The sequence below is a fragment of the Edaphocola aurantiacus genome (genome assembly GCF_019797745.1).
GTDB classification, from domain to species: domain Bacteria; phylum Bacteroidota; class Bacteroidia; order Chitinophagales; family Chitinophagaceae; genus Edaphocola; species Edaphocola aurantiacus.
In genome coordinates, this window is record NZ_VOSI01000004.1 from 228,016 (window position 1) to 248,846 (window position 20,831).

The 20,831-nt window shown below is 44.2% G+C and carries 31 protein-coding genes and 1 tRNA gene; 10 read left to right on the top strand and 22 right to left on the bottom strand.

The genetic code is table 11. The annotated features are described in order from the left end of the window. The first annotated feature begins 104 nt into the window (after positions 1–104). The 5 genes from FTD44_RS12905 to FTD44_RS12925 all read left to right on the top strand — a co-directional run bounded on the left by FTD44_RS12905 (position 105) and on the right by FTD44_RS12925 (position 4,012). A complete protein-coding gene (locus FTD44_RS12905) occupies positions 105–407 on the top strand; it encodes a hypothetical protein (protein WP_129019766.1) in 303 nt (100 codons plus the stop codon). Positions 408–603: 196 nt separating this feature from the next. Next, positions 604–2,268 carry a SulP family inorganic anion transporter gene (locus FTD44_RS12910; RefSeq protein ID WP_222166831.1) on the top strand — a complete coding sequence of 555 codons (1,665 nt, stop codon included), beginning with the start codon at positions 604–606 and terminating at the stop codon, positions 2,266–2,268. Positions 2,269–2,303: 35 nt separating this feature from the next. Continuing rightward, complete coding sequence (locus tag FTD44_RS12915) at positions 2,304–2,936, top strand: carbonic anhydrase family protein (protein ID WP_222166832.1); 633 nt, start codon at positions 2,304–2,306, stop codon at positions 2,934–2,936. A 76-nt stretch (positions 2,937–3,012) separates the two neighbouring features. Beyond that, positions 3,013–3,339, top strand: coding sequence for a nucleotide pyrophosphohydrolase (locus FTD44_RS12920; RefSeq protein WP_246625435.1), 327 nt, complete (start codon positions 3,013–3,015; stop codon positions 3,337–3,339). Positions 3,340–3,415: 76 nt separating this feature from the next. Continuing rightward, positions 3,416–4,012: a hypothetical protein gene (locus tag FTD44_RS12925; RefSeq protein ID WP_222166833.1), complete on the top strand. Its 597-nt coding sequence runs from the start codon at positions 3,416–3,418 to the stop codon at positions 4,010–4,012. A 75-nt stretch (positions 4,013–4,087) separates the two neighbouring features. Here the strand turns inward: FTD44_RS12925 and FTD44_RS12930 are convergent, their stop codons facing one another. Both FTD44_RS12930 and mgtE read right to left on the bottom strand, forming a co-directional pair. Then, positions 4,088–4,273: a hypothetical protein gene (locus tag FTD44_RS12930; protein WP_129019761.1), complete on the bottom strand. Its 186-nt coding sequence runs from the start codon at positions 4,271–4,273 to the stop codon at positions 4,088–4,090. A 23-nt stretch (positions 4,274–4,296) separates the two neighbouring features. After that, complete coding sequence (mgtE, locus tag FTD44_RS12935) at positions 4,297–5,682, bottom strand: magnesium transporter (protein WP_222166834.1); 1,386 nt, start codon at positions 5,680–5,682, stop codon at positions 4,297–4,299. Positions 5,683–5,822: 140 nt separating this feature from the next. Between mgtE and lpxK the strand changes: the two genes are divergently transcribed. The 5 genes from lpxK to FTD44_RS12960 all read left to right on the top strand — a co-directional run bounded on the left by lpxK (position 5,823) and on the right by FTD44_RS12960 (position 10,645). Further along, on the top strand, positions 5,823–6,929 hold the full coding sequence (gene lpxK, locus FTD44_RS12940) for a tetraacyldisaccharide 4'-kinase (protein WP_222166835.1): 1,107 nt from the start codon (positions 5,823–5,825) through the stop codon (positions 6,927–6,929). A gap of 59 nt (positions 6,930–6,988) precedes the next feature. Further along, positions 6,989–7,234: a 2TM domain-containing protein gene (locus FTD44_RS12945; RefSeq protein ID WP_222166836.1), complete on the top strand. Its 246-nt coding sequence runs from the start codon at positions 6,989–6,991 to the stop codon at positions 7,232–7,234. Positions 7,235–7,321: 87 nt separating this feature from the next. Continuing rightward, a complete protein-coding gene (locus tag FTD44_RS12950) occupies positions 7,322–9,376 on the top strand; it encodes a ComEC/Rec2 family competence protein (protein WP_222166837.1) in 2,055 nt (684 codons plus the stop codon). A 41-nt stretch (positions 9,377–9,417) separates the two neighbouring features. Next, positions 9,418–9,490, top strand: a tRNA-Ala gene (locus tag FTD44_RS12955). 78 nt (positions 9,491–9,568) lie between these two features. Next, the gene (locus FTD44_RS12960) at positions 9,569–10,645 is read left to right on the top strand and encodes a tyrosine-type recombinase/integrase (RefSeq protein WP_222166838.1); all 1,077 of its coding nucleotides are present in this window, start codon (positions 9,569–9,571) and stop codon (positions 10,643–10,645) included. Between the two features lie 215 nt (positions 10,646–10,860). On the opposite strand, the gene FTD44_RS12965 is transcribed toward FTD44_RS12960, so the two are convergent. The 20 genes from FTD44_RS12965 to FTD44_RS13060 all read right to left on the bottom strand — a co-directional run bounded on the left by FTD44_RS12965 (position 10,861) and on the right by FTD44_RS13060 (position 20,789). Next, complete coding sequence (locus tag FTD44_RS12965) at positions 10,861–11,070, bottom strand: hypothetical protein (protein ID WP_222166839.1); 210 nt, start codon at positions 11,068–11,070, stop codon at positions 10,861–10,863. After that, on the bottom strand, positions 11,058–11,525 hold the full coding sequence (locus FTD44_RS12970; RefSeq protein ID WP_222166840.1) for a DUF1353 domain-containing protein: 468 nt from the start codon (positions 11,523–11,525) through the stop codon (positions 11,058–11,060). Before FTD44_RS12970 ends, FTD44_RS12965 begins: the two co-directional genes overlap by 13 nt. Continuing rightward, complete coding sequence (locus FTD44_RS12975) at positions 11,506–11,967, bottom strand: hypothetical protein (RefSeq protein WP_222166841.1); 462 nt, start codon at positions 11,965–11,967, stop codon at positions 11,506–11,508. The genes FTD44_RS12970 and FTD44_RS12975 overlap by 20 nt, the downstream gene beginning before the upstream one ends. Next, entirely contained in the window at positions 11,964–13,025 is a 1,062-nt protein-coding gene (locus FTD44_RS12980; RefSeq protein ID WP_222166842.1) for a hypothetical protein, read from the bottom strand. The genes FTD44_RS12975 and FTD44_RS12980 overlap by 4 nt, the downstream gene beginning before the upstream one ends. A 3-nt stretch (positions 13,026–13,028) precedes the next feature. Beyond that, positions 13,029–13,391 carry a hypothetical protein gene (locus FTD44_RS12985; RefSeq protein ID WP_222166843.1) on the bottom strand — a complete coding sequence of 121 codons (363 nt, stop codon included), beginning with the start codon at positions 13,389–13,391 and terminating at the stop codon, positions 13,029–13,031. Continuing rightward, positions 13,388–13,639 carry a hypothetical protein gene (locus FTD44_RS12990; protein ID WP_222166844.1) on the bottom strand — a complete coding sequence of 84 codons (252 nt, stop codon included), beginning with the start codon at positions 13,637–13,639 and terminating at the stop codon, positions 13,388–13,390. The genes FTD44_RS12985 and FTD44_RS12990 overlap by 4 nt, the downstream gene beginning before the upstream one ends. Positions 13,640–13,649: 10 nt before the next feature. Continuing rightward, positions 13,650–14,207, bottom strand: a complete 558-nt coding sequence (locus tag FTD44_RS12995; RefSeq protein ID WP_222166845.1) for a CHAP domain-containing protein — start codon at positions 14,205–14,207, stop codon at positions 13,650–13,652. A 6-nt stretch (positions 14,208–14,213) separates the two neighbouring features. Next, positions 14,214–14,879: a glycoside hydrolase family 19 protein gene (locus FTD44_RS13000; RefSeq protein WP_222166846.1), complete on the bottom strand. Its 666-nt coding sequence runs from the start codon at positions 14,877–14,879 to the stop codon at positions 14,214–14,216. A gap of 8 nt (positions 14,880–14,887) precedes the next feature. Continuing rightward, positions 14,888–15,322 (bottom strand): hypothetical protein, encoded by a 435-nt coding sequence (locus FTD44_RS13005; RefSeq protein WP_222166847.1) that lies wholly within the window; start codon positions 15,320–15,322, stop codon positions 14,888–14,890. Positions 15,323–15,344: 22 nt separating this feature from the next. Then, complete coding sequence (locus FTD44_RS13010) at positions 15,345–15,557, bottom strand: hypothetical protein (protein WP_222166848.1); 213 nt, start codon at positions 15,555–15,557, stop codon at positions 15,345–15,347. Further along, positions 15,557–15,757 carry a hypothetical protein gene (locus FTD44_RS13015; protein ID WP_222166849.1) on the bottom strand — a complete coding sequence of 67 codons (201 nt, stop codon included), beginning with the start codon at positions 15,755–15,757 and terminating at the stop codon, positions 15,557–15,559. Before FTD44_RS13015 ends, FTD44_RS13010 begins: the two co-directional genes overlap by 1 nt. Positions 15,758–15,761: 4 nt before the next feature. Then, on the bottom strand, positions 15,762–15,959 hold the full coding sequence (locus FTD44_RS13020) for a hypothetical protein (protein ID WP_222166850.1): 198 nt from the start codon (positions 15,957–15,959) through the stop codon (positions 15,762–15,764). A 9-nt stretch (positions 15,960–15,968) separates the two neighbouring features. Then, complete coding sequence (locus FTD44_RS13025; protein WP_222166851.1) at positions 15,969–16,472, bottom strand: hypothetical protein; 504 nt, start codon at positions 16,470–16,472, stop codon at positions 15,969–15,971. Further along, positions 16,465–17,304 (bottom strand): ImmA/IrrE family metallo-endopeptidase, encoded by an 840-nt coding sequence (locus FTD44_RS13030; protein ID WP_222166852.1) that lies wholly within the window; start codon positions 17,302–17,304, stop codon positions 16,465–16,467. The genes FTD44_RS13025 and FTD44_RS13030 overlap by 8 nt, the downstream gene beginning before the upstream one ends. Continuing rightward, positions 17,304–17,837, bottom strand: coding sequence for a hypothetical protein (locus tag FTD44_RS13035; protein WP_222166853.1), 534 nt, complete (start codon positions 17,835–17,837; stop codon positions 17,304–17,306). Before FTD44_RS13035 ends, FTD44_RS13030 begins: the two co-directional genes overlap by 1 nt. A 79-nt stretch (positions 17,838–17,916) precedes the next feature. Next, positions 17,917–18,693 (bottom strand): hypothetical protein, encoded by a 777-nt coding sequence (locus FTD44_RS13040; protein ID WP_222166854.1) that lies wholly within the window; start codon positions 18,691–18,693, stop codon positions 17,917–17,919. A 300-nt stretch (positions 18,694–18,993) separates the two neighbouring features. Beyond that, positions 18,994–19,179: a DUF4248 domain-containing protein gene (locus FTD44_RS13045; protein WP_222166855.1), complete on the bottom strand. Its 186-nt coding sequence runs from the start codon at positions 19,177–19,179 to the stop codon at positions 18,994–18,996. Positions 19,180–19,184: 5 nt separating this feature from the next. Next, positions 19,185–19,751 carry a hypothetical protein gene (locus FTD44_RS13050; protein ID WP_222166856.1) on the bottom strand — a complete coding sequence of 189 codons (567 nt, stop codon included), beginning with the start codon at positions 19,749–19,751 and terminating at the stop codon, positions 19,185–19,187. Positions 19,752–19,753: 2 nt separating this feature from the next. Further along, on the bottom strand, positions 19,754–20,389 hold the full coding sequence (locus FTD44_RS13055) for a hypothetical protein (RefSeq protein ID WP_222166857.1): 636 nt from the start codon (positions 20,387–20,389) through the stop codon (positions 19,754–19,756). Further along, entirely contained in the window at positions 20,379–20,789 is a 411-nt protein-coding gene (locus tag FTD44_RS13060) for a hypothetical protein (RefSeq protein ID WP_222166858.1), read from the bottom strand. The genes FTD44_RS13055 and FTD44_RS13060 overlap by 11 nt, the downstream gene beginning before the upstream one ends. Positions 20,790–20,831 lie beyond the last annotated feature (42 nt).

The window sequence follows — 20,831 nt, forward strand, 5'->3', positions numbered from 1 at the left end:
TAAAGGGTGAGTATAGGCATAGTTATGTACAAAAAATGATCTTTCTTAAAACATTAACTTAACCGTAAAAAATATGTATCACATGATTTTGTATCTTCGCAACGATGAAAAGACCTTTTCTGGCCATATTTCTGTTCCTGCTGCTGGCGGTACAATTAGTACCGGCAAAGGTAGTGAGCGATATTTTGTCCAAACAAAGGGTTGTATCGGAAGAAGAAGTTCATAATAACCACAGCTATATTGATACAGAAAAAGATTCTGATTTAAAGAAGTTCTGGTACCTGCATTATGGCCTGCTTTCGGAAGCGGTCGGCTCCGGAGAGAAGATCACTTACATCATCATGGATGAAGCTTTGTTTAAGGTTCATCATCTTGAAGTCCCCACACAACCTCCCAATTTAGTTTAGTTACCTTTTATGATTAGCTGACCGGTTTCGATCTGTCAGCCTGGCTTTTGGTGCCTTACCGATTCCTGCAATTGCATGTGAATCCTTGTGCGGCTATGCGTGTAATATTCAGCAGAATCATTACAGGCTTATGTTGCCTGTTTGGTACCGGCCATCCTACTATATCTTTCAGAACAAACAAGCGTAACAAAACATCATGTCAAAAAATAAATCATTATTTGCATATGCTAAGCATGACATCTTAGCGGGGCTGATCGTATTCCTGATCGCCTTACCCCTGTGCCTTGGTATCGCCCAGGCTTCAGGTGCACCATTATTTTCCGGTATTGTAGCCGGTGTTGTTGGTGGTATTGTCATAGGCTTTCTGAGCAAAAGTAACTTTAGTGTAAGTGGCCCTGCCGCAGGTCTCGTATCCCTGGTTGTGGGTGCTATTGCCGACCTGGGCGTTTTTGAAATTTTCCTCTGTGCCGTTTTGCTGTCCGGGGTATTTCAGATCGTTCTGGGCTTTGCCAAAGCAGGTACTTTTGCCAACTTCTTTCCCTCCAGCGTTATTGAAGGTATGCTGGCCGGTATCGGTCTTACCATTATCTTTAAGCAATTACCCGATGCGGTAGGTTTCAGCGGTCCGGATAAGCTGGTCGGTATGAGAGACGGAGAGCGGGGAATGAATACCGATATCCTGACCGGTATTACCGAAAACATTCACTTTGGTGCTGTGGTCATCACACTGGTATGTCTGGCTATATTAATCCTGTGGCAAACCAAGCCATTCCGCAGAATACAGATGATTCCGGCCGGTGTCGTTGTAGTGGTTGTAGGTACTTTGCTCAACTCCTTATTCCACTCTACCGGTGGTGCATTACACCTGGGTGCAGATTACCTGGTACAGCTGAATGTTCCAGATTCTGCCGAAGCATTTTTCAAGCAGTTTAAAATGCCGGATTTTTCAGGTTTAAAAAATCCTAAAGTATGGCAATATGGAGTAATGATTGCAGTGGTTGCCTCTATAGAGACATTACTTTGTATTGAAGCGACAGATAAACTTGATCCGCTGAAGCGCAACACTTCCGGTAATGCGGAACTGAAAGCGCAAGGTATCGGTAATATTATCAGTGGTCTGATCGGAGGTTTGCCTATTACTTCGGTAATTGTTCGTTCCAGTGCCAATATCAATGCCGGTGCCAAGTCCAAGCTGTCGGCTATTATACACGGTATCTTACTGCTGGTCTGTGTGGCTACGATTCCGGCGATCCTGAACATGATCCCGAAATCTGCGCTGGCTGCGATCCTTATCTTTACCGGTTATCGCCTGGCAAAGCCTGCAACCTTCATACATATGTATAAAGTAGGCCCTACAGAGTTTATCCCTTTTGCGGTTACCGCTGTGGCTGTTGCCCTGCCATTCCTTGGATTATTAAAAGGCGTAGGACTGGGTATGCTCATCAGTATCTTCTACCTGCTGCGCAGCAATATGCGTATCCCGTATTATTACCGTCGTGTGCAGTCTGAAGAAAAAGATGTAACCACCCTGGAACTGGCTCAGGAAGTATCGTTCCTCAACAAAGGAAGTATCAAAACAACCCTGAATAGTTTTGCAGAAGGCAGTACGGTAATTATTGATGCAAGTAAAGCTGAATATATTGACTATGATGTGCTGGAAGAGATCAGGGAGTTCTATACTGTACAGGCGCCGAGCCGCGGTATTACAGTATCCCTGGTAGGATTTAAGAATGATTATAAAATTCCGGAAGGTGCTAATGTGCACTACCTGATGACCGAACTGGAGCAGGATGAGCATGCACGGAAATGGTCCGGTAAGCACAAAAAGCTATTGAAGGAGCTGAATGGCGACAAAGAGTAAACAAACACAATCAAAATCAAAAAATTATTAAAATCATGTTACAGTCTTATAACAACAATTTAGAAGAATTAACCCCGAACGACGCATTAACGATCTTAATGGATGGCAATACCCGTTTCGTAAACGGAATCAGCAAGAGCAAAAATTTTTTAAGCAGAGTTGAAGAAACCGGTAGTCAGCAGAAGCCATTTGCAGCTATCCTTAGCTGTATGGACTCCCGTGCTCCGGTAGAGATCCTGTTTGACCAGGGTATTGGTGATGTATTCAGTGTGCGTATTGCCGGTAATGTGGTGTCTGAAAACGTACTGGGATCGCTGGAATACGCGGTAGGTGTAAGCGGTTCTAAACTGATCATGGTAATGGGGCATACCAATTGCGGTGCGGTAAAAGGCGCTTGTGATCATGTAGAGTTCGGTAACCTGACAGGTCTGCTGAATAAGATCCAGCCTGCGGTAACAGCGGGTAATGCAGGAGATGGCGAGAAGAATAGCAAGAACGATGCATTCGTAGAAGATGTAACCCGCCTGAATATCCAGAACTCTATCAACAGCATTTTGCAGCAAAGCGAGGTGATCAAGAAACTGACAGAAGAAGGTAAGATCAGCTTGGTAGGCGCAGTATACAACGTATCAAAAGGTACGGTTGAACTCCTGGGCGAGCAAAACTAATCTGAATTGAATATTGTTATAAAGGGACAAAGTAACGTACTTTGTCCCTTTATATTTTTACCTAAAATAACACAACATGATAACACTGAAAGACGCACAGGGACAGGTAGACGAATGGATCAAAACGATAGGCGTCCGCTATTTTAACGAGCTGACCAACCTGGGCATATTAATGGAAGAGGTTGGTGAACTGTCCCGCATTATGGTGCGACAGTATGGCGAACAGTCTTTTAAAGAAAGTGATAAGGGCAAAGACCTCTCCGATGAAATGGCCGATGTATTATGGGTATTGCTCTGCCTCGCCAACCAGACCGGGGTCGATCTTACCGAAGCCTTTGAACGTAATATGGCTAAGAAAACCAAACGGGATGCACAGCGTCATAAAGAAAATGATAAGCTATAATTCATATGGCATTTAGCTGCATATTTGTAATAATTGTCATATCTTAGATTAATCACCTAATACAAAAGCAATTATTATGAACAAGTTGTATGCTACCGTAATGATGGTTGCAGGCGCAAGTATGCTGTCTGTACAGGCTATGGCCATTAAGTTTAAAGTGCTGGAAGGCAATATGGATGCCGTTAAGAACGAAACCCAACTGAATGTTGTATATGATTACAGCAAAATGGGTGTAGGTAAATTTGATGATGAAGCCGATTATATCCGAAAGAAAAAGGCGGATTATAATGAAAAGGAAGCGGGCAGGGGAGATGCCTGGGCCAAAGCTTGGAAAGCAGATCGCAGCAAGCGTTTTGAACCGGCATTTGAAGACCTGTTCAACAAGCACTCTGCCAAAACCAAGGTTGGTAACTTTCCATCAGCAAAATATACACTCATATTCAAAACAACCTTTACCGAACCGGGCTTTAATGTGCATGTCATGCGTAAAAATGCCTCTATTGATGGCGAGTTCTGGGTTGTGGAAACGGCTAATCAGGCTAATGTAATTGCCAAGGTGCAGATGAGTGATGCGCCAGGCCGTACTTTCGGAGGCTATGATTACGATACCGGCGCCCGCCTGGAAGAAAGTTATGCAATGGCCGGGAAGTCTTTTGCCAAGAAATATTTCTAATAAAGCATTAATATAAAAAGAGGAAGGGATAAGACACCGTCTTATCCCTTCCTCTTTTTATATTAAAACCTGGTTCTATTTATACCAGAAAGTCAGGTACAGGAATATGAGCATCAGTACGAGTACACTAATGCTTTCAAAACGGGTAAACTGGTGTTCATCTCCTCTCTTTTTAGCTTTGAAAAAGCGGATCCAGCGGATGGATGCAACTACCGCCAGTAGGGCCAGTACGACAATCTTTAAAATATCTACAGTCTGCATAATCAATAATTTTTATATAATACTTACAATAATACACCTCTTAGGAATAATACGGCACAGGAGAAGTAAATAATCAGTCCTGTAACATCTACCAGGGTAGCGACAAAAGGCGCAGAAGAGGTAGCTGGATCGGCCCCTAAACGCTTTAACAGCATAGGCAGCATAGACCCGGCAAACGAACCCCAGAGTACTACAAATATGAGCGAGGTACTGATGGCCATAGATAAGAGTAGCCAGTGATCACCGTATATCGTAGGATCGACCAGGTGCCAGATATAAATACGGGCAAAGCCGATTACCGCAAGGCTTGTACCCAGCAATAAACCGGAGACAATCTCACGGCGCATAACACGCCACCAGTCTTTAAGGGTAACTTCTCCGAGTGCCATTGCCTGAATGATCAGGGTTGAGGCCTGTGAGCCACTGTTACCCCCGCAGGAGATAATCAGCGGAATGAACAAGGATAGTACCACTGCTTTCTGGATCTGGTCTTCAAAGAATCCCATTGCTGTAGCGGTAAGCATCTCACCCAGCATCAGGACTGCAAGCCATCCCACACGCTTTTTGAACAAGCTGAATATAGGCGTATCCAGGTAAGGTTCATCCAGGGCTTCGGTACCCCCGATTTTCTGAATGTCCTCTGTAAATTCTTCGTTGGCTACCCACAGGATATCATCTACAGTAACAATACCCAGCAGAATGTTTTTATCATCCGTCACGGGCAGGGCCACACGATTATTCATACGGAATACCTGTACCGCTTCTTCCTGGTTGGTATTGGCGTTGAGGGATACCAGGCGGTTGTCCACGATGTCTTCAACAAAAGTATCCGGATCGGCCAGTAATACTTTACGGATCTGCAGATCGTCCAGCAAAACACCGTTTTCATCAATGACATAGATTACATTGATCGTTTCGGAGTTTACACCATACCTGCGTATATGATCCAGCACACGGCTTATTTTCCAGTGCTTTTTAACTGCTACATAATCCGGGGTCATCAGACGGCCTACGCTGTCTTCTTTATATCCCAGCAGTTTCAGGGCTTCTTTACGTTCTTCTTCCGGGAGCAGGATGATGAGTTTTTTTACCGCATCACCACTCAGTTCGCTGAAGAGCGAAGTAAGGTCATCCGGTGGCAGCTCATTGATCAGCTCGGAAATCTTATGGCCAGATAGCTTTTTAAGGATACGGGCCTGGGTAGGAAAGTCCAGGATCCTGAATACATGTACCGAGCGACCGATGGGCAGCACTTCAAAGAAGCGCGGAGCATGGTCCGGCAGTTCATCTACCAGTTCCTTTACATCAGAGATATTCTGATCCTCTAAAAAGTGCAGAAGGTCCCTGTCGGTACCATATTCGATCAGGTGCTCCGTTTTTTCAATTATGGATTGCAGCTGTTGTTCCATAATGCCTCAATTTTAGAAAGGTTAGTGAAAAATTTTTCAGGATAGGCTGCGAAATTCGGCTATTTTATTTAAGATCAGATCAAATTACAGAAATTTAATTTTAAACCTTATTCGGGGGAGAAGTCATAATTTCGCTGCTTATGAACCTGAATCCGTTAATGATTTTTGTATCGGTGCTGAAGCTGCTGCTGTACCCGTTTTCGCTGCTGTATGGTGCGATTATGTGGCTGCGCAATCGTCTTTATGATACCGGCATTTACTCCTCTGTACAATTTAGTGTACCGGTGATCAGCGTAGGCAACCTGTCTACCGGTGGTACCGGCAAGACCCCGCATATAGAATACCTGATGCGCCTGTTGCGTTATGAATACCTGGTGGCTACACAAAGCCGCGGGTATAAGCGCCGCAGCCGCGGGTTTAAGCTGGCCGATGAATCAACTACAGCCTATGAGATAGGGGATGAACCAATGCAATTCAAACTCAAGTTTCCGGAAATGTCTGTAAGCGTCTGTGAAGAACGGATGACCGGTATACCCGCTTTGCTGGCAGAACGCCCGGAAACAGAAGTCATCTTGCTGGACGATGCTTACCAGCATCGCTCCGTAAAGGCAGGTCTAAATATCCTGATCACAGATTATTCCCGTCCGTTCTATACCGATTATGTATTGCCCTTCGGTAACCTGAGAGAGGGGCGCAGGGCCGCTAAAAGAGCCCATGTAATTATTGTATCCAAATGCCCTCCGGATTTGCCGGCAGCTGAGCGCAAGGCCATCACCGAACGCATCAATCCATTGCCGCATCAGAAAGTGTTTTTTACTCATATCCGTTACGGTACCTGCTTTGACTTCTTTACCGGTAACCCCGTATCATTGCAGAAAGAGCAGCATATTATCCTGGTCAGTGGTATCGCCCGGCCGGAGCCGATGCTGCATCACCTGAGAGAACAGGTAGCCGACGTACACTTGCTGCGTTATCCCGATCATCATTATTTTACTACTGCTAATCTCGAGGAAATAAAACAAACCTGTAAAAACTGGGAGGCTAAACAACCGGTTATCATTACTACAGAGAAGGATGCCACAAGACTGGCCCTGCACCGTGATACATTGCAGGCCTGGGGTGTACCAGTCTGGGTATTGCCAATAGAAATCGATTTTATAGAAGGCAAAGAGCAGTTTGACCAGATTGTACTGGAGTATATTGTAGATACACGCATGTCTTTCTACGCAGCCATGGAAAATTTTTAAGAAATATTTTAAATAATACACGATAAGGTACTATCTTTGTACCCGAAAAAACAAGAGTCATGCCAAAAAGAATTAAACATACCGGTAAGCAAGTTTCAATGTTCCTGTTACACTTAGTCGTTTTTGCTGTTGCGAATATAGCTATGTGGTACATTACATATGCAGGAAAAACAGAATGGGTATACCCTTGGCCAGCCTGGGTTACTGCAGCATGGGGACTGTTGGTTGTAGGACATGCCTGCACCATCTGGGCTAATTATGAAGACCGCGGTATGGATACATTTAAAAAACAACTCCAAAACTAATATTTACTTTAGTTTAATATAATTGAATCCCCCGGACATTTGTCCGGGGGATTTTTGTATCTTGCCCCTACCTATAATCTACATACTATGTTTTATTCTGCTGCTCTTGCCGGTAGCAAAGCCCCCATGCTTTATGTGCTGGCTGCATTTGTTGCGGGTATCATCAGCTACGACCTTTGGGGCATACACTACTCCCGTACTTTAATACTGTGCTGCTGGGCCTTGCTCTGCATTATCGCACTTTCCTCTTTCATTTTAAGGTCCAGGTACAAATGGGGTTCGTACTGCAGCAATGCGACGGCTTTCTCTGTTATTACCCTTACTGCCTGGGTACTATATGCCTACCAGGATACAAGGCAGTCGCCTGATTGGATAGGTGCACACTATCAGAACTACCGCGAATTTCAGGTCCGGGTGCTGGATACACCCCGTGAAAAGAATGCTACCTATTATATTCCGGTATCTGTAATGGCCGGCAGAGATCATACCGGCTGGCATACCTTATCGGGTAAGGTAAGGTTGTACGTCTATAAAAATGATACTGTCCGATTACAGGGTAGGGGAGCGATATATCGTGTGCCTAATGAATTGCAGTTGCTCAAACAAAATCATAATCCCTTTGCGGTAGATTTTATAAGGCAACAACAGCGTAACGGGTTTTATCACCAGCAGTTCATTGCACCGGATGATGTACACATCCTTAGCAAAACCTCCGAAGTCCGGACAAGTGATCAGGCACGATCTGTTATACTATATGCGCTGAAGCAGTATATACCCGATACGCTGACCTCCGCCCTTGCTCAAGCCACTTTCCTTAACGAAGTAACGGATGAGATGAGCGTACTGAAGGACATGTATACGCATACCGGTATCATGCACATTATTGCTATTTCGGGCATGCATGTCAACCTGCTGTTTATGCTGCTTGTACTGCCTTTTTACCGAATGCGCGATCCGGGTAGACAGTGGATCAAATATATACTGGTGCTACCTTTCGTGTGGGCTTACATTGCCTTATGTGATTATCCGCCATCAGCTGTAAGGGCAGCCATCAGTTTCTCTGTGATCACCCTGGCCTTGTGCAGCAGGCGCAGGGCGGAGCCTCTGCAACTCTGGGCTATAACGGCATTGACATTACTGTGCATTAACCCGGCCTGGTTATATCATATCGGTGTGCAATTGTCTCTGCTGGCGGTTTTGTCCATTATACTATTTTACAGACCGGTCCGTAACTGGTTTTCATTTTCGTTCCGGCCATTACAACTATTATGGGAGACCATAGCGATGAGCCTGGCAGTACAGATATTGGTAGCGCCCTTGATCATCTATTACTTTCATCAGTTTCCCGTATGGTTTCTTCCGGCCAATGTACTGGCAGCAGTATTCAGTACACTGCTGATGATGATGTCATTGGTGATTATTTTATTTTCGGCTATACAGCTGCCCGTAATTGCCCTTATATGTGGTAAGGCACTGGTTGCCTGTACACAGGCCTTTCACTCCCTGTTGGGCTTCCTGGATCGCTATACACCAGATGCGGCCAGTTGGCTACCGCTTGATACCTGGGATTATGTATTGCTGATGATCATTATTATCGTTTTGGCCGTTTATTTCCTGCGTCGGTATTATCCGGCACTACCAGCAGGTATAGGTCTACTGCTCTTGTTTGTGCTGAACCTGATGGTACAGGATTTTATGGCTACACGCCAGAACGGAATTATAATCTATGCTGCAGGTAAAGAAACACTGATAGAGCAAATATCCGGTCGCACCGCACGTACCTATAGTACACAACCCATAAGCATTTCAGCGCAGGAATATATACTAAGGCCGGCACACCTGGGTTACCGGATCAGAAAACAAAAGGCAGTCCCTTTGACTTATGGAACCGTGAATCTTTCTGCTAAACGGATTGCCTGGGCAGATGCTACAGCATTGCATCAATTAGCGCCGGAAATGGATGTTCTGATCCTGTCCGGAAAAGCAGATCCCGAGCAGATCATCAGGCTGCATCCTGCTCAAATTATACTGGCCGGAGGTCATACCCGTAACGGAATACAGCGATTGAAAACACAGTTATTTACAGCGGGATATGAGGTCTATACAGTGGCTGAACAGGGTGTCTGGATTTTTTTTGAATAGTTTTGGCGGAAAGAAAAAAGCACTTATATTTGCAATCCCATGGGGAATTAGCTCATTTGGTAGAGCGCTTGCATGGCATGCAAGAGGTGACCGGTTCGATTCCGGTATTCTCCACAATTCCCTGAAAACCGCTCTAGTAGCGGTTTTCTTGTGTATGATTCTTAATAGCTCGTGTATGCTCGAATTTTCAGCATGAACACACGAGAAAAAAAATTTTTTTCCCCTGAATTACATTCCTTTGACAATGACTTATTGAAGCGTTGGCGCGTCGAATGGTGGGAGGAACACCCCAAATACCCTAATGGTAAAAGGTGCGTAAAAGAGGGTAATATTAACAGGGGCAACACTATTGAAGAACGGCTGGAGCTCGCCCAGTTACTTATATCTGATATTGTAAAAAAGTATTCAAAATCAGAAGAAGAGCCAGCAACCGTGCTACACCAAGCCCTAATATCCGGGCAAATTGGATGGCGAAAAAAAACCTTTCAAACCTATAAGACTATTATAAATGTATTCTGTGAATACTATCCACGTCCTGAATATGCGACATCGCTTGATGTACATAAATTTCTACTAAATCTTAAAAGTGATGGCATGAGCCAGTCTACGGTAAAGAAGTACCGGGATATATTGGCCTACACTTATGAAAAAGCACTAAAAAACAAGCTGGTAAAGGCAAACCCTGTCGATACTGAAATAAGTATAAAGAGAGAGGCTAGGTCGTTGCTATACTTTAGTAAAGACCAAATTGAAAAGATCAAAGCCGCTGATAAACCACCTCAGTTATGGCTTGCGATTCAGTTTCTATTTTATTGCTTTATTCGTCCTGGTGAACAAAGGCATATGCGTATAGAGTGGATAAACTTTGATGAAGGATATATCGAAGTTCCAGGACAATTCAGTAAAAACAAAAAAACTGAAAAGGTATTTATACCTAATCAGTTTTTAAATGAAATTTTATACCTAAAAGATTATCCCAACTCCTTTTATATTCTAAGCAAAAGCGGCGTTCCTGGGCCTGAACAGATAGCGCAAAACTGGCTCAATACCCAGCATTCAAAAGTGCTTAAACAAGTAGGAATAAGAGGCCGTTACGCATTTTATTCGTGGAAACATACCGGAGTTGTTTTATGTGTTAAAGCCGGTATCGGATTAAAAGACCTACAGCTACAGCTGAGACACCATAGCCTGGATATGGTGAACCAATATCTAAAGGATTTGGGCGTATTGGATTGTCCAGATCTCCGTGATAGGTTCCCTTCACTATAGTGTGTGTATATGTGTATGGTTTTTAGGTCTATTTTTTTTGGACTTTTGGACTATAAAGAAATAACATTCTGATATTCAGCATGTTATTTCTTTTTTTGCCAGTCCAAAACCAGCCCCCGAATAGTCCAAAACTGGGGTTATTTCAGTCCAAAAACGAAAAAACCAGCCTTACGGGGCTGGTGAAAAGATAATTGTTCGTAGATGCTGATACAGGGTTACTTTTTCTTTTTGCTCTTTGCTTTAGCGGCTACCTTCTTTTTATAAGCTGGTGAATGGATGCCCTTTTTGGCGGCTTTGCAGGCTAACCCGCCTTTGCGGCCTAATTCAGAGGCACATTTGCTTTTCTTAGGTGTAGCAGCTTTTTTTACTGTTTTGCGCTTAGGTGCGGCTTTCTTTGTCGTGGTTTTTCTTTTTACTGGTGGCATTGTATTCCGTTTATATAGGTTAATAATCTGTTTGCTTTTGCGCGATCAGACGGGCGATGCTTTGACCGGTTCCAGGCCGTCCAGCCCCAAGTGCGTAGGAACTTATATCGTGCCCTGTTTTGTGCCTGGCTTACTCCGGTGGCAATACCCCAGCGGTAATGCTCCATATCGGCGAACTTTTGTCCTTTTTCGTATAGTGTGAAGTATAATATATCATGTACAAACGACTGATAAGCATATACACCCCATTTCGGGAAGATCGGCTGACCAATCCAGGGAACAGAGGCACCGTCATACTCCCAGCCGGGTAATAGATCGAATATTGTTCCGTCCGATATTTGAATGCTTACCGGCTCTGTGATCCGGAAAATGTTATTTTCAAGGGTAGGCGATAGGCATTTAAGGGCTGTATAGTTCCTTATATGCTCTGCTATGTTATGAAGCGTTAATAACATCGGCTTCAAATTTTAGGATCGTTACGGCCTGGATATATTCGGCTTCCAGGTGATCTTCTATACCGTTTCCGATCAAAAGGAACTGATATATAATAAAATCGCCTTGCTGTCTTTCCAGTTCGACCGGGCTCGCTTTTAATGCCATTGCCAGGGCTACCAGGTTATCCTTTAGTGTTTTGTTGAAGTCGGATGCGTAAACCTCTGGGTAACGTCCTAAAGCCCGGATAATGGCAGGGAGTTCATAAAGTTGCACTTCGACGGAAATTATGTCCTGTTTTGCTTTTCCCTTGATCTTATCCCTGATCTCATTTATAAAACCGAAAGTACCGGTCGGATCAGCCAGGTAAAGCCGTACAGCAATAATATGCAGTGCCTTTTTCGTAGTAGAATAGCTTATCTTACTGATCGCTACTTCATCGGAGCCTATGTTTAATCCTGTCATTTGACTTTATATTTTAGTTGAATAGGTAGGGTGTAATGTCCGGTCGTTGGATTGTTCAGCGTTACCCGGATAAGGTTATCAGCTATATTTGGCAGCACCTTATTTGATTGTGTACCATTGCCGACCACTGAACCGACCACGTCTTTTATATCAGTGAAGTCAGAAGGCACCGCTAAACTCATATCGAAGGTCATATCGGAAAACGGATCGGTTGCTATAATATCAACCGTTGCATTTATATCTACGAAGCCATCAGTTAAGGTATAGAGGCCGGAAATTGGCGCAACTGTACAATTAACCATATTTGAAAATACAGGTCTGTAATCGGCCGAGTACGGGGCGTATCGCTTGGTAACATCTGAAAAGAGCGTTAAGCCTGTCGTGGTGCCGAAATAAGCCGAAACGGTCGACTGATCTTCTAACCATCGTGCAACTACATTGATAACCTGTAACCGTGGTTGTCTCCAAAATGTTGCATCCGTTCCGATTACAATATGTAATATTCCGTTTGCATCAGTCATTAAACGTACTGGCTTATCTTTAAAATAGTCGTAATCATTACATACAAACACATTGTTTGTATGTACGTAGGAATTAATATTCCACGTCTTAACTGTTCCATAAGGATCAAGGAAGCGGGCGTCTACAAACATATTTGCTGTATTGTCCGACGCATAGGCTCCCAGCTTTATAATAGCGCAACCGTACGCATCTCCCCAAATGGCAGCAGCAGTAGGGAACATAATTACCGACATTGTACCGGCAGAAAATCCAGGCCGTGATGACCTATCCCTGAACACTAATCGACCGGTATTGTCACTGGTTCGATCAATAATGATACCATTTTGAGTAACATTTCCAGATGCCGTAACTAATTGTAGCGTTGGTGTTACCGGTGTAGGTGGTGTGCTGTTATTCATTGCAAACAGCAAGCGTTCTACGGTCGAAAAATTGTTGATTTCTGCTGCGGAAAATGACATAGTACCAGGGTATATTTTAGAATATATCAGGCGTTCGACCGTTGAAAAGTTTTTGATCTGCTCAGGTGTAAAAGCCATACTCTATTTTGATTTTTTTAATAAGTAAAACTGATAGCCCATAAAGAGAATGGACACCAGCGGGGCCAGTAAGCCGATATACTTTAAAGTATTGGTCAGCCGTGCCCCGGTTGACATTCCGGCCTGAATGGTTACTATATCTGGCACAGAATCTACTTTGAAAATGCGCCTGTTATATCCAGCCTTAGAAATGGTTATGTAATCGGATTCGATTGCAGGAATGATAAAGGTTCCTTCCTGGTCCGTCTCTCTGATTACCTCAACTGCATTACGCATGATCGACCGGCCGGCCGCATCGGTAATGCGAACCATTGCACCAGTAATCGGTTTACCGTTGTTTTCGACTAATCCTTTTGCGTAAATCATTGGTCTTGATGTTTGATAAGGGCTTCTTTTGTTTCTTTCAGGACGGCGGTATTATTTTCCAATGCACGGATCATTGCGCCGTTGTCTGTTTTCAAATATTGCTCCAGCTTTGATGCGTTTTCGTTTACATCTTTCTGTATTCCATTGATCCATTTACATAATACCAGGATAGAAAGAAAAAGGAATGCAACAAGGGTTTCAAGCGGGTATTTTCGGATAAGTGATAGTTTCTGCTGGTTGTATTCCATTGGGTGTAGGTTATAGAGTGATATATCCGACGATGGTTTTATCTGATGTGCTGCGAGTATTGGTTACAACCTGCACACCTTCACGGCTCCCGTTGCTATTACTGTTACCCTCAATTGCGGTAAATGTTCCATCCGGAAATACTTTAGTGATAATGCCGGTATGACCTTTACCACCGCCTGTTGACATAATGAATATACTGCCAACGCTGGGAGCTGATTTTTTATACTTTGCTGGTACGCGGTTCCACTGATCCAATACGCCGCCTGTACGTAGCAAGGGGCTTTTTGTTTTCAGGATTGCGGCTGATTGCTCAAAGCACCATACTACGAATGCCATGCACCAGGGATGCCCGCCCGGAAGTCCTACAGACTTCAAATATTTTTCAACGTCCTTTCCGGTGTTGTTACCGGTTTCACGGATACCTAATTGTGTAGTAGCGATACTGAGTGCTTTTTTCGATAACATTCGTCTAAGTGTTAGCAGGATGGCTAAACCGGCCATGATCGCAGAAATAAGCCATACTACAGGCGTTACTTTAATACGAATTGCGGCCAGTTTAACTTCCATCTGTTTTTATTTATAATGTAGATACAGCTTATTAAGAAAAGTATGCAGAGGGATATTAACAGCGGCTGTCGCTCCCTTCCATACCACATTCCATATTTTTTTTTTAAATACGGCTATTGCCTTAGCGTAGTATTTTGTTCGTTCGGCAAGGTGCTTTAACCCGGAGTTTATTTTCTTAGTTGCTCCTTTCATATCTCCTTTAATAGCTGCATCCTTTAGACCTGATTTAGTTGACCAGTAATATAAGGCTGACCAAATCGCATATTTAGGCTGCTCGAGTAGTTCAGGACTGGTTAAAAGGCGATCATCTCCAAAATACCATTTAGAGAATTTTTGATAATTATATCTACCAGTAAGCTGGAAAATACCTCTACCTTTAAACCTTTCACCGTCACCTGGTTGCGTGTTTCCTAGCTCTTTTGCTTTGGCGGGATTATATCTAATGTCATACTGATTGAAATATGATTTATTCCCGTATTCCTTAAGAGTTTTCAAGCGATCAGATTCTACAGCGCATTGAGCTAAGAATACTGCTAGGGCGTTAGAGCTCGCTAATCCATATTTTACTCCATGCGTATTAATCGTTGCTACCAGTGATTCCACGATGTCAGCACGTGCGTCGTTTCCAACGATGCTATAAATAACATCTTTACTGATAAGGTTTTCTGCCATGTTATGTGCTATTTATTCTTTTGAAAAAATGTGTTTGCCCAATCAGGAATACCGTCGTTTTTGGTATCGAAGCCAAAGCAGATCATATCCCAGCTTTTACGGCTCAATGGCAGGCTATATCCTTTCTTTTTGATCGCCGTTTCGGTATCGTTACCGAGCTTACCATCTACACCAATTTTGCACACGGACTGAAGCAGCTTGATATTTGGGCCGATCATTCCTTTTACCAGTGGGAAACTTTCTGCAACCCAAACAGTTTTTGTGCTGGTGCCGGTACTGGTTGAAGTAGATCCGGAAGCATTGGAGCGGGTTACTTTGGTGTTATCCTGGGTTACTTCTACTTCTATCGGTGCGAAACGAGGCGATATACGGCCAAATATTCCACGACGGTACAAAAGGTACACGAGGCCACCGAAAGCGGCTACAATAAGCACGGGAAGCATATTAACGACGATTTTTTTTGTCTTAGCTGATGCCATACTTTCTGATTAAGAATTTTTGAATAAGCCCGATGATAAAATCAAATGCTTTGTCTGCCAGGAAGAAAAGCAGGGCTTTGATAAATGTTTGTTCCTTGATGCGCTCGATATCCTCTTCTGCACCGGGATTCCTGGCTACGATTCCCGCGATAACTGCATCGGTATTGATATGAGCGTCTAACCGTACAGCCGCTTTCATTAAACGGTCAGCTTTTTATTGGCTCGGAACCGGAAGATTGCGGCCAGGATCAGCGAAATGTACTGTACGTACGTCGCGATCTCCGGTGAATCGCTTACGATTGGCAGATCAATGTTATTCTGCTTGGCAATGGTTGCCAGGATAGCCAGCAGGATAAAGATTACCGTGCGTGACTTTAAAATGTTTTTGAAGTTTTTCATTGAGCTATTTTTTAACTGCTTTTTTGTAATAGATCACTACGAAAATCCCGGCAAGCGTGATGCCTAAGAAAATAGCCAGGCCGATTTTTACGGCGGTACTGGTTTCTACACCAAATTCACCAAATGATCCAGTCGATAAATATTTATTCAGTGCGCTGTCCGGGTTTTTACGTAGGTCGTTTATTGTCTCTTTTAGTGCCATGATGAGCGATTAAAAGCGGTAATTAATTTGTTTCGTGGCTAATATGCTGTTGATCTTTCCAATCTCTGAACGATCCATATCAGATGCTAAAGCCTGTGTCAGAGTGAGGGATTTAACGTTTTTCCAAAGTGCGTCTGCATCATCAATGTCACGGGTTCCGTATGTGCTTATGAGCATCAATACATCAGCATCATTTTTCATCATACCGAATACATCATAGATCGCATCTTCATCAGTTCCCATCCCGTCCATTGCCTGCCAAAGCTTATCGCACATTACTTTAAACTGACTGATTGTGTAGGTCGGTTTCTGTCCTTGTGCTTCCAAGTCTTTCAGCTCATTTTTGACCTCTGTAACGGCCTTCTTTGCTGTCAGTTTCCGGGTAATGGTTTCAAGGATGCCTTTTGCTTTCAGTGCGATAAGAACTACAACACCAACCACGACCAGGGCGAGAATACCTTTTGCCCAAAGCGGCAATCCTGTGAATAGGTTTTTTAAGGCTTGTTTATCCATTTCTGCGTGCGTTTTTTGCGAGTAAGAAAATACCGGCCATAAGTGCGATACCGCCCAATACAAAGCCTATAATCGCTCCGGGAGTACTATACCAGGGCTTTACGTCCTCAATGTACCCGCCCTGGCTCTGATCGCCTTTCCCGAATACATTTTTTACGATGCCACCGACCGTTTCCATGATCTGACCACCTGTAGTTGGTGCAACAATACCCTGTTCTGCAAGGGAAAGACGTGCATCTGCTTTAGTCTGTGCAGCTTCTGCACGCGTACGGATGGCATCTGCTTTGGCCTTCTTTTTATCATTCTTGACCTGCTTTCGGTCGTTTCGCATTTGCTTACGCTCCATACGCATAGCCCGTTTTTGCTTGCGGGTTTCTTTGTTGCCGCCGATGCCTAAAAAGGAATCGCTGTGCATGAAGTCGGTTTGTTCCTCGACCATATCCTGAAAGGATTTCGGATTATTCATAGTGTAGTTGCTTTGTGCTGGCTTTCCGTCCATTGCCCGCGCCCGGTTGAGCTGAGCTTCAGCCCGGAGTATTTGTTCGGAGCTATTGCCGGATAGTACCTGCGTGAGCGCCTTTACACTGTCGGTCAAGGTGTAACCAGCTTGTATATACTGATTTTGTGCCCAGGCATCGACCGCTACTTCATCGGACGTATTCAAAATAATATGCCCCATTTCATGCAGCAGGATAAATACCCGGTGTTCGGGTGGTATGCTGCCCCAGCGGTTGATATTGATGTATATTTCACCCGTGCGCCGATTGCAGCGCGCCGGGGTGCGTGCCTTTATATCTGCGTGATAAATTTTGATGTTATCGGGTGTAAACATTATTTCGGGCTTTTACGGGTGAACATATAGATACCGACACCGACCACCAGGACACCCACAGGGATGTACCAGTTTTGCTTTAACCAGCCGCCGATACCAGCACCGCCAGGATTACCCGGTACATCGCTTTCCTCGTATTCGCCTGCACCTTCACCGGAACCACCACCACCAGCAATGCCACGAACTTTACCGATCACATCACCGATCAGACCACCAACGGCACCAACGGTTTCGGCGGTGTTTTGGATGATCTCACCAGTCGATTTTTTTTCAGATAAGGATGCAGCAAAATTTTGTGGTTCAGCATTGCTGTTACTTAAAGAAGCAAGCCCGATTTTAGCACCAAACTTTCCTACAGAGAAACCGCCCGAACTGCTGGAGCTGCTTTTGTTACCGCCGAGAATGCCACCGATACCGCTTTTGGGCTTGATCCCGTTGGCGCGGTCTGCTTTTTTCTGCTGACGTGCGGCCTGACGGGTTGCTTTCTTTTCCTGTCTTGCGGCCTTACGTTCTGTTTTTGTCTTTCTTGCCATTGATATTGGGTTTTAGAACCAAAAGAAGCCGCCGACGTGCGGCGGCTTCTTATATATCCTATTATTTAATGTTTGGTTGTTACGCCTTGATTACACCATTGCGTTTTGCACGGCCTACTTTACGATCAAGGGATTTTGCATTGTTCACAGTTGCACCGATCATCAGATTGATGGTAAGTGTAGCACCCGGTTCAATGGTAAACAGCACTGCTACCTGGTCATCCATTTGGAATTTAGCAGGAACGGTAACGACATTGTCTTTCATTACGGTTTCGCTGATAAAGTTTGCAGGGATGATCTCTTTTGTTCCTTGTTGGTTGAAAATGCTTTGAGGCATGATACGGATTTTCATGTCACCCAGTTGGCGCGGGCCTGCACCATCTGCACCGGTTGCACTTAAACGCATACCTACTACACGTGTAGGGTTTCTGTATACAAAGCGTTGGAAGTTGTCTACAGTTGTCTGACTACCTACAGCAGTCAGTGCAATACCTTCGATACTATTGAATGTACCTTCTTTGGCTACACCAGTAGCGCGTGTACCGTCTGCATTGAAGTTTACAAAGGATGGATTCAGGTAGAAAGATGCGCGGGCCGGTGTAACACCTTCACGAATGGCATTTGTAACCATAAATTGGATGGTACGGGAGTTAGCGGCCTCGTTGCGGAAACTTGCATCTGTGGAGTTACTGCCGTCAAAATCGAGGTGATCATCACCGGAACCGTCGTAATCGTCCTCGTAGTTATCGTCCTCGTAATCGTTTTCGTAACCGTCAAAGTTGGACAGGTTGTCGTTCGCTTCTTTCTCGATGGCCTGCATTGCTTTGCGGCCGATAAATTGCTGGTTTCTTTTCATGTTGATGAATTGAAATAGTTGTTTTTAAAAATTGTTGTTTTACGTTTTGGAGAAGTGGTTGTTATGCTGCTGGGATTACTTTGCTGGCAATGTATTTGTTGTAGATTACCAGTGCGATTACCGTGCTTAATACAGCCAGTCCGATACCTTTTAAAGTGTCCTTCATTTGAAAAAGATTTTATTTTTGATTGTTGTGAGTACAAAATTATGACGCCCTAAAACCGTACTTTCGGCTTAGGGCGTGATAATGCGTGATAACGCGCGATAATGTGTAATAATGTACTTTAATGTGTGGAGCGGTCAGGGTTCGCCCAGGCATTCGTATATTCTTACCACCTGTAAAGGAGTAAATTTTTTTACTTTGGCGTACTCATCATTTGTAAGTCCGATCTTATCCAAATGCTTTTTGATCCAGGTATTGAAAGTACGCACATCTACCAGGTACTGCTTAGCCAATGTGTTTTTATATACTTCCTTCTTTCTCATGGTGGTTAATTGATCATTAGCGTACGATGCTCCCATTTTACAGGGCTTTTCATTACTTCCAGGTGCAGCTTATATACTGACTCGAATTGCGGTATTTTATACTTGTAGGTTTGTGGCGAATCGTTTGTTTTGAAGATCGTGAGCATATCTACATCCCGGTACAACTTGCTGGGTACATCTCCAAACCCATGAAAAAGGATCAGTGCATCCACATTCCGTTGCTTAGTGTCCAACAGTACGTTACGAAACTGTATGTCGATTGTCTCCGTAATGTATTTACCTGCATCCTCGTATATAAGCCCGCAGTTACGGCAATGCTCCTTTATGATTGCCATTATGGAAGGGAAGCTGATTTGATTAACCATTACCCGGACCGTGCCCTTTTTTATCGCCGGGATCATCTCCGGGCTAATAATCGGGTATTGCCTGTAGTCCTCATGGTTGATCGTATCGAAGATGAAGTTACGCTCATACAATCCCTGATATACAGATAATACCTTAAGTGTCTGCGTAGTTTTCCCGGAGCCGCGCCGACCGACGGTCAATGCGACTTTATTCATGCGTGGTGGCATACTTACTTGTTTTTGGAAATAGCGAGAGTGAACAAAGGAATAGCACGAGGCAAAGCAACCATGCCAGCAGCGATAAGAAGCGCGGTTTGCGGGGTGGTCTCAAACTTGGTGTGCTTCAGAACCTGGGAAAGCGGTTCGACCAGTGATTTCTTTTCGTCTTTAGTGAATGGCAGCGCCTCTTCAAAATCGGTATAATCTACATAGATTTCCATCACTTCCTGATCACGTTCGGATAATACCATAGTATTGATACGATCTGCTTTCTGTTGCCGATATTTTAAAGCCAGGGCTTTCATATCCCTTCGATCATCAGGCGATAACATACGGCTGTACAGCATCGGCCCGGTAGCGGTCAGGGCGGTATCTACCAAATCGACGATCGTTTCTGCCAGCTTCTTGCTGTCATAGCTCCCTGCGATTGTATCAGAAGCCGAAACAGCCGGTAACGTAGGTTGTATCAGTTCCGGATCAACTTCGATTCCAGCAGCGGACAACTCCTCCGGGCTTGCCTCGTCAGCGGTCGCGGTCTCGTCGCGGTGTACCGTTGCTTCAGACAGTACCGATTCAATGCTAACGGTCTCAATTTCATGTGTAGGATCGTATGGTAATTGTTCCAGGTCGGTGTTATTATTCTCCATGTGGTAGCTCTTTTGTTTGGTTATTGGGTATAGTGTGCTGGCTTTCCGGGTACAGGTATTGCCCGCCGATGTCTACAACGGTGGCAAAGGATTTACCGAAACGGGCGGAAAAATCAGGGTCTTTCTCTATCTTCTTTGACAGCTTAAAAGCACGGTTTCCCATTCTCATATAATCCGTTAAGCCAATGTCACCGCCTGGGATAGTGCCGCCGAAAAGATCATCTTTAATGATACCGATCAAATAGGTACTGGCATGTAGCATCCGGGTAAAATCTGAATCCCTGGCTTTCAGTGCTTTGTTTTGAGCGATCAAGGCTTCGAGTTCGGAGCGTTTTACCTGCACGTATTCGCTCTGTGCTGTCGCTTCCTGGGTTTGTGGTGCGGTTTCTTGGTTCTGCATTTGTTTGTTCGTTTGTGATTGGTGGCTTTATGGATGCCGTAA

Excerpts from the sequence above, each read along its gene's own strand:
- FTD44_RS12905 (WP_129019766.1), top strand. The coding sequence starts at position 105 with ATGAAAAGACCTTTTCTGGCCATATTTCTGTTCCTGCTGCTGGCGGTA.
- FTD44_RS12945 (WP_222166836.1), top strand. The coding sequence starts at position 6,989 with ATGCCAAAAAGAATTAAACATACCGGTAAGCAAGTTTCAATGTTCCTG.
- FTD44_RS13060 (WP_222166858.1), bottom strand. The coding sequence starts at position 20,789 with ATGCAGAACCAAGAAACCGCACCACAAACCCAGGAAGCGACAGCACAG.
- FTD44_RS13040 (WP_222166854.1), bottom strand. The coding sequence starts at position 18,693 with ATGAAAAGAAACCAGCAATTTATCGGCCGCAAAGCAATGCAGGCCATC.
- FTD44_RS13055 (WP_222166857.1), bottom strand. The coding sequence starts at position 20,389 with ATGGAGAATAATAACACCGACCTGGAACAATTACCATACGATCCTACA.
- mgtE (WP_222166834.1), bottom strand. The coding sequence starts at position 5,682 with ATGGAACAACAGCTGCAATCCATAATTGAAAAAACGGAGCACCTGATC.
- FTD44_RS13015 (WP_222166849.1), bottom strand. The coding sequence starts at position 15,757 with ATGAAAAACTTCAAAAACATTTTAAAGTCACGCACGGTAATCTTTATC.
- FTD44_RS12985 (WP_222166843.1), bottom strand. The coding sequence starts at position 13,391 with ATGATTTACGCAAAAGGATTAGTCGAAAACAACGGTAAACCGATTACT.
- FTD44_RS12960 (WP_222166838.1), top strand. The coding sequence starts at position 9,569 with ATGAACACACGAGAAAAAAAATTTTTTTCCCCTGAATTACATTCCTTT.
- FTD44_RS12925 (WP_222166833.1), top strand. The coding sequence starts at position 3,416 with ATGAACAAGTTGTATGCTACCGTAATGATGGTTGCAGGCGCAAGTATG.
- FTD44_RS13005 (WP_222166847.1), bottom strand. The coding sequence starts at position 15,322 with ATGCTTCCCGTGCTTATTGTAGCCGCTTTCGGTGGCCTCGTGTACCTT.
- FTD44_RS13045 (WP_222166855.1), bottom strand. The coding sequence starts at position 19,179 with ATGAGAAAGAAGGAAGTATATAAAAACACATTGGCTAAGCAGTACCTG.
- FTD44_RS13025 (WP_222166851.1), bottom strand. The coding sequence starts at position 16,472 with ATGGATAAACAAGCCTTAAAAAACCTATTCACAGGATTGCCGCTTTGG.
- FTD44_RS12995 (WP_222166845.1), bottom strand. The coding sequence starts at position 14,207 with ATGGAAGTTAAACTGGCCGCAATTCGTATTAAAGTAACGCCTGTAGTA.
- FTD44_RS12980 (WP_222166842.1), bottom strand. The coding sequence starts at position 13,025 with ATGGCTTTTACACCTGAGCAGATCAAAAACTTTTCAACGGTCGAACGC.
- FTD44_RS12965 (WP_222166839.1), bottom strand. The coding sequence starts at position 11,070 with ATGCCACCAGTAAAAAGAAAAACCACGACAAAGAAAGCCGCACCTAAG.
- FTD44_RS13000 (WP_222166846.1), bottom strand. The coding sequence starts at position 14,879 with ATGGCAGAAAACCTTATCAGTAAAGATGTTATTTATAGCATCGTTGGA.
- FTD44_RS12920 (WP_246625435.1), top strand. The coding sequence starts at position 3,013 with ATGATAACACTGAAAGACGCACAGGGACAGGTAGACGAATGGATCAAA.
- FTD44_RS13030 (WP_222166852.1), bottom strand. The coding sequence starts at position 17,304 with ATGTTTACACCCGATAACATCAAAATTTATCACGCAGATATAAAGGCA.
- FTD44_RS13010 (WP_222166848.1), bottom strand. The coding sequence starts at position 15,557 with ATGAAAGCGGCTGTACGGTTAGACGCTCATATCAATACCGATGCAGTT.
- lpxK (WP_222166835.1), top strand. The coding sequence starts at position 5,823 with ATGAACCTGAATCCGTTAATGATTTTTGTATCGGTGCTGAAGCTGCTG.
- FTD44_RS12930 (WP_129019761.1), bottom strand. The coding sequence starts at position 4,273 with ATGCAGACTGTAGATATTTTAAAGATTGTCGTACTGGCCCTACTGGCG.
- FTD44_RS12990 (WP_222166844.1), bottom strand. The coding sequence starts at position 13,639 with ATGGAATACAACCAGCAGAAACTATCACTTATCCGAAAATACCCGCTT.
- FTD44_RS12950 (WP_222166837.1), top strand. The coding sequence starts at position 7,322 with ATGTTTTATTCTGCTGCTCTTGCCGGTAGCAAAGCCCCCATGCTTTAT.
- FTD44_RS13050 (WP_222166856.1), bottom strand. The coding sequence starts at position 19,751 with ATGCCACCACGCATGAATAAAGTCGCATTGACCGTCGGTCGGCGCGGC.
- FTD44_RS12910 (WP_222166831.1), top strand. The coding sequence starts at position 604 with ATGTCAAAAAATAAATCATTATTTGCATATGCTAAGCATGACATCTTA.
- FTD44_RS13035 (WP_222166853.1), bottom strand. The coding sequence starts at position 17,837 with ATGGCAAGAAAGACAAAAACAGAACGTAAGGCCGCAAGACAGGAAAAG.
- FTD44_RS13020 (WP_222166850.1), bottom strand. The coding sequence starts at position 15,959 with ATGGCACTAAAAGAGACAATAAACGACCTACGTAAAAACCCGGACAGC.
- FTD44_RS12915 (WP_222166832.1), top strand. The coding sequence starts at position 2,304 with ATGTTACAGTCTTATAACAACAATTTAGAAGAATTAACCCCGAACGAC.
- FTD44_RS12970 (WP_222166840.1), bottom strand. The coding sequence starts at position 11,525 with ATGTTATTAACGCTTCATAACATAGCAGAGCATATAAGGAACTATACA.
- FTD44_RS12975 (WP_222166841.1), bottom strand. The coding sequence starts at position 11,967 with ATGACAGGATTAAACATAGGCTCCGATGAAGTAGCGATCAGTAAGATA.